Below are 3,944 nucleotides of genomic sequence, written 5' to 3'. Positions count from 1 at the left end.
GTGGCGATCGCCGCGATGCCCTCGCCCCGCCCGGTGAGGCCCAGCCCGTCGGTCGTGGTGCCGCTCACCGACACGGGAGCGTCAACGGCATCCGACAGGGCCCGCTCCGCCTCGGCCCGGCGCGTGCCCACCTTGGGCCGGTTGCCGATCACCTGGACCGCGATGTTGCCGACCTCGAAGCCCGCAGCACGCACCAACCGGGCCGCCTCGGAGAGCAGGGTCACGCCGGAGGCCCCGGCGAACTCCGGCCGACCGGTACCGAAGTGCGCCCCCAGGTCACCGATGCCGGCGGCCGTGAAGAGCGCGTCGCAGGCCGCGTGTGCTGCGACGTCGGCGTCGGAGTGGCCGTCGAGCCCGCGCTCCCCCGGCCAGTACACCCCTGCCACCCACAGCTCGCGATCGGAGCCCTCGGGCGCGAGTGCGTGAACGTCGACCCCGACGCCGACCCGTGGCAGCTGCATCATCCGCCCAGTGTGGCAGCCCGCCTGAGCAGCCACTGCGCCCGCTCGAGGTCGTCGGCGGTCGTCACCTTGGCACCCAGCGGGTCGCCGTCGACGACGACCACGTCGTCACCGCAGAGCTCGACCAGCGCCGCGTCGTCGGTGGCCTGAAGACCGCTGGCGTGGGCGCGCTCTAGCACCTCTCGTCGAAACCCCTGCGGGGTCTGCACCGCGCGCAGCGCTGACCGCTCGGGCGTCCCCGTGATCACCCCGGCAGCGTCGACCGTCTTGATGGTGTCAACCACCGGCAGGCCGGGGACCGCACCAGCCGCACCGGCACGCACCGCGTCGACCACCCGCAGGAACACGGCGAGCGGCATCAGGCAGCGCGCGGCGTCGTGCACGAGCACGATCTCGCAACCAGGGGGCAGGGCGGCCATCCCGGCCGCGACCGAGTCGGTGCGCTCGGCCCCTCCGGGCACGACCACCGCGCCGGCAGGGAGGTCGACGCCCGACCACAGCGGGTCATCCGGGTCGGTGAGGCCCGCCGGGGCGACGACGACGACCTCGGTGCGCCCCGGCATCCGGGCGATGGTGTCGAGCGCGTGGGCGAGCAGGGGCCGGCCCCCGAGGTGGACGAACGCCTTGGGGACGTCAGCACCCAGGCGGCTACCGGAACCGGCTGCGACGACGACGACGCCGACGCTGCTCGGGGCAGCGTCGGCGTCGGTCACGTCAGTGTGGAGTGGGCGTGAGCCCGGTGTCAGGACGCGAGGACCTCGTCGAGGATGACCTCGGCCTTTTCCTCGTCGGTCTTCTCCGCCAGAGCCAGCTCGGACACGAGGATCTGGCGAGCCTTGGCGAGCATGCGCTTCTCACCGGCGGACAGGCCGCGGTCCTTGTCGCGGCGCCACAGGTCACGAACGACCTCGGCGACCTTGATGACGTCGCCGGAGGCGAGCTTCTCCAGGTTGGCCTTGAAGCGGCGCGACCAGTTGGTCGGCTCCTCGGCGAACGGGGTGCGCAGCACCTCGAAGACCTTGTCGAGCCCTTCCTTGGAGACCACGTCGCGGACGCCGACGAGGTCGCAGTTCTCAGCTGGTACCTCGATGACGAGATCGCCCTGGGCGACCTTCAACTTGAGGTACAGCTTCTCCTCTCCGCGGATCGTACGAGTCTTGATCTCTTCGATTCGCGCTGCCCCGTGGTGGGGGTACACGACCGTTTCGCCGACCTTGAAAACCATGTGTTGTTGGCCCCTTTCGCGACACTCAGAGTACCACGCAGAATCAGGCCACAGAAATGGAACGACAACCCATTTGCGCAGGTCAGGGGCGGGGAGACCACTCCACAGGGCATGAATCGGGTCTTGACAGAACAGCGCTTTCCATGCATCGCGCGCGCCCCACGCGCCCGCAGTGGGGACGGTGCCGCCTGCCGTTGGACGCCGTGCACCCACTCATGGATATCCTTGCCGCGTGACCATACGAGCCGCCCTCGCCCTGCGTGCCACCGCCCTGCTGGCGGCCAGCCTCCTCGCCTCCGGGTGCGCAACCTTCTCACCCACCCAGACCGACTACGACTACCCGGCCTCCGACGGTGTCGCGCTGTCGATCCCCGGCCTTGAGCTGCGCAACCTCGCGCTCGTCGTCGAGAACAGTGACGGCCCGGCGGTCCTCATCGGTCAGGCGGTCAACAGGGGTAGCTCAGCCGTCAACGTGACCTTCGGCGTCGAGGGCGCAACGTCCACCGAGACGGCCGCCGTGCCCGCGTTCTCCGGCAACTCGCTGTCCGACACCGGTGCGCTCATCGAGTTCGAGGGCCTGCCGGCAAGCGCGGGTGACACCATCACCCTCACGGTGTCCACGCCCCAGGCGGGCCAGAACGTCGTCACCGTGCCGGTGCTGGCGGGCGTGCACCACAACGGCACCGTCTTCGGCTGAGCCGGCGGCTACGTCCGGCACTTTGGTCGTCGGGGGAGCCAAGCTGCCGGACGCAAGGAGCAGGCCCCGGCGCTCTGACTCAGGTCAGACCTCGAACTTGTAGCCGAGCCCGCGCACGGTGAGGATGTGCACCGGGTTCGCCGGGTCCGCCTCGACCTTGGCGCGCAACCGCTTGATGTGCACGTCCAGCGTCTTGGTGTCGCCGACGTAGTCACTGCCCCACACCCGGTCGATGAGCTGGCCGCGCGTCAGCACGCGTCCCGCGTTGCGCAGCAGCATCTCGAGCAGCTCGAACTCCTTGAGCGGAAAGGGCAGCTGGCCCCCGCGCACCGTCACGACGTGCCGCTCGACGTCCATGCGCACCGGCCCGGCCTCCAGGGTCGTCGGCAGCAGCTCCTCGGGCTCGGCCAGTCGCCGCAGCACGGCCTTGATCCGGGCGAGCAGCTCGCGCGAGGAGTACGGCTTGGTGACGTAGTCGTCAGCCCCCAGCTCGAGCCCGACGACCTTGTCGATCTCGCTGTCCTTGGCCGTCAGCATGATGACCGGCACGTTGGAGCGTTGGCGCAGGGCACGGCAGACGTCGACGCCGGACAACCCGGGCAGCATGAGGTCGAGCAGCACGAGGTCGGCGCCCGCGCCGTCGAAGGCGGTCAGCGCGTCGTGCCCGTTCTCGGCCACCGTGACGTCGTACCCCTCCTTGCTCAGCAGGTACGACAGCGGGTCCGAGAAGGACACCTCGTCCTCAACGATCAGGATGCGCGTCATGCAGGGCCCTTTCCCTCTCCACATCGGATGCCGTCCGCGACGGGTCGGCGTGGTCGCGCACCTCGGGTGACCCGAGGGTCTGCGGGTGCGGCTGCTCGGTGCCCACTCGCGGCCGGTCGGCCGCGGCGGGAAGTGTCATCGTGAAGGTGGACCCGCGCCCCTCCTGGCTCCAGACGCTCACCCGCCCACCGTGGTTGGCGCACACGTGCTTGACGATGGCCAGGCCGAGGCCGGTGCCGCCGGTCGCCCGCGAGCGCGCGGCATCCACGCGGTAGAACCGTTCGAAGATCCGCTCCTGCTCGGCGGCCGGGATGCCCTCGCCCTGGTCGGTGACGCTCACCTCGATGCTGTCGCCGTTGCGCCGTGCACCGATGCCCACGTGGGTGCCTGAGCCGCTGTAGTTGACGGCGTTGGTCACGAGGTTCGCGATCGCGGTGGTGAGCAGCTCGGCGTCCCCGAACACGCGCAGACCCTCCTCGCCCACGAGCGTGAGCTGGATGCCGTGGGCCTCCGCGGCGACGCGCACCCGGTCCACCGCCTCGGCGGCGACGGCGCGAACGTCGACGATGACGGGCTCGTGCAGGGTGTCGGCGACCTGGAGCCTGGAGAGGTCGACGATCTCCTTGACGAGCCGGGTCAGCCGAGCCGACTCGACGAGGATGCGCTCGGCGAAGCGCTCGACGGCATCCGGGTCGTCACGGGCGTCGAGGACGGCCTCGGCGAGCAGGGAGATGCCGCCGACGGGCGTCTTCAGCTCGTGGCTGACGTTGGCGACGAAGTCGCGCCGCACCTCCTC

At 70.5% G+C, this 3,944-nt stretch carries 6 protein-coding genes; 1 reads left to right on the top strand and 5 read right to left on the bottom strand.

The features are described 5' to 3' along the window. The 3 genes from ispF to PLL68_RS11615 form a co-directional block, all read right to left on the bottom strand. Positions 1 to 464, bottom strand: a 464-nt coding sequence (gene ispF, locus PLL68_RS11625) for a 2-C-methyl-D-erythritol 2,4-cyclodiphosphate synthase (protein ID WP_324534254.1), incomplete at its 3' end; no start/stop codon positions are given. After that, positions 461 to 1,174: a 2-C-methyl-D-erythritol 4-phosphate cytidylyltransferase gene (gene ispD / locus PLL68_RS11620; protein WP_324534253.1), complete on the bottom strand. Its 714-nt coding sequence runs from the start codon at positions 1,172 to 1,174 to the stop codon at positions 461 to 463. The genes ispF and ispD, both read right to left, overlap by 4 nt. 29 nt (positions 1,175 to 1,203) lie before the next feature. Beyond that, positions 1,204 to 1,686 (bottom strand): CarD family transcriptional regulator, encoded by a 483-nt coding sequence (locus PLL68_RS11615; RefSeq protein WP_159902990.1) that lies wholly within the window; start codon positions 1,684 to 1,686, stop codon positions 1,204 to 1,206. 232 nt (positions 1,687 to 1,918) lie between these two features. Here PLL68_RS11615 and PLL68_RS11610 point away from each other — a divergent pair, with 232 nt between their 5' ends. Then, positions 1,919 to 2,383: a hypothetical protein gene (locus tag PLL68_RS11610; RefSeq protein ID WP_324534250.1), complete on the top strand. Its 465-nt coding sequence runs from the start codon at positions 1,919 to 1,921 to the stop codon at positions 2,381 to 2,383. A gap of 84 nt (positions 2,384 to 2,467) precedes the next feature. On the opposite strand, the gene PLL68_RS11605 is transcribed toward PLL68_RS11610, so the two are convergent. Together PLL68_RS11605 and PLL68_RS11600 are read right to left on the bottom strand one after the other, a co-directional pair. After that, on the bottom strand, positions 2,468 to 3,148 hold the full coding sequence (locus PLL68_RS11605; RefSeq protein WP_159902986.1) for a response regulator: 681 nt from the start codon (positions 3,146 to 3,148) through the stop codon (positions 2,468 to 2,470). Continuing rightward, the coding region (locus PLL68_RS11600; RefSeq protein ID WP_324534247.1) for a sensor histidine kinase at positions 3,126 to 3,944 on the bottom strand (819 nt) is incomplete at its 5' end. The genes PLL68_RS11605 and PLL68_RS11600, both read right to left, overlap by 23 nt.

It is taken from the genome of Ornithinibacter sp., assembly GCF_035443565.1.
Lineage (GTDB): Bacteria > Actinomycetota > Actinomycetes > Actinomycetales > Dermatophilaceae > Fodinibacter.
Note: the sequence above shows the minus strand (reverse complement) of the source record. Positions and strands in the feature narration are given on the sequence as shown.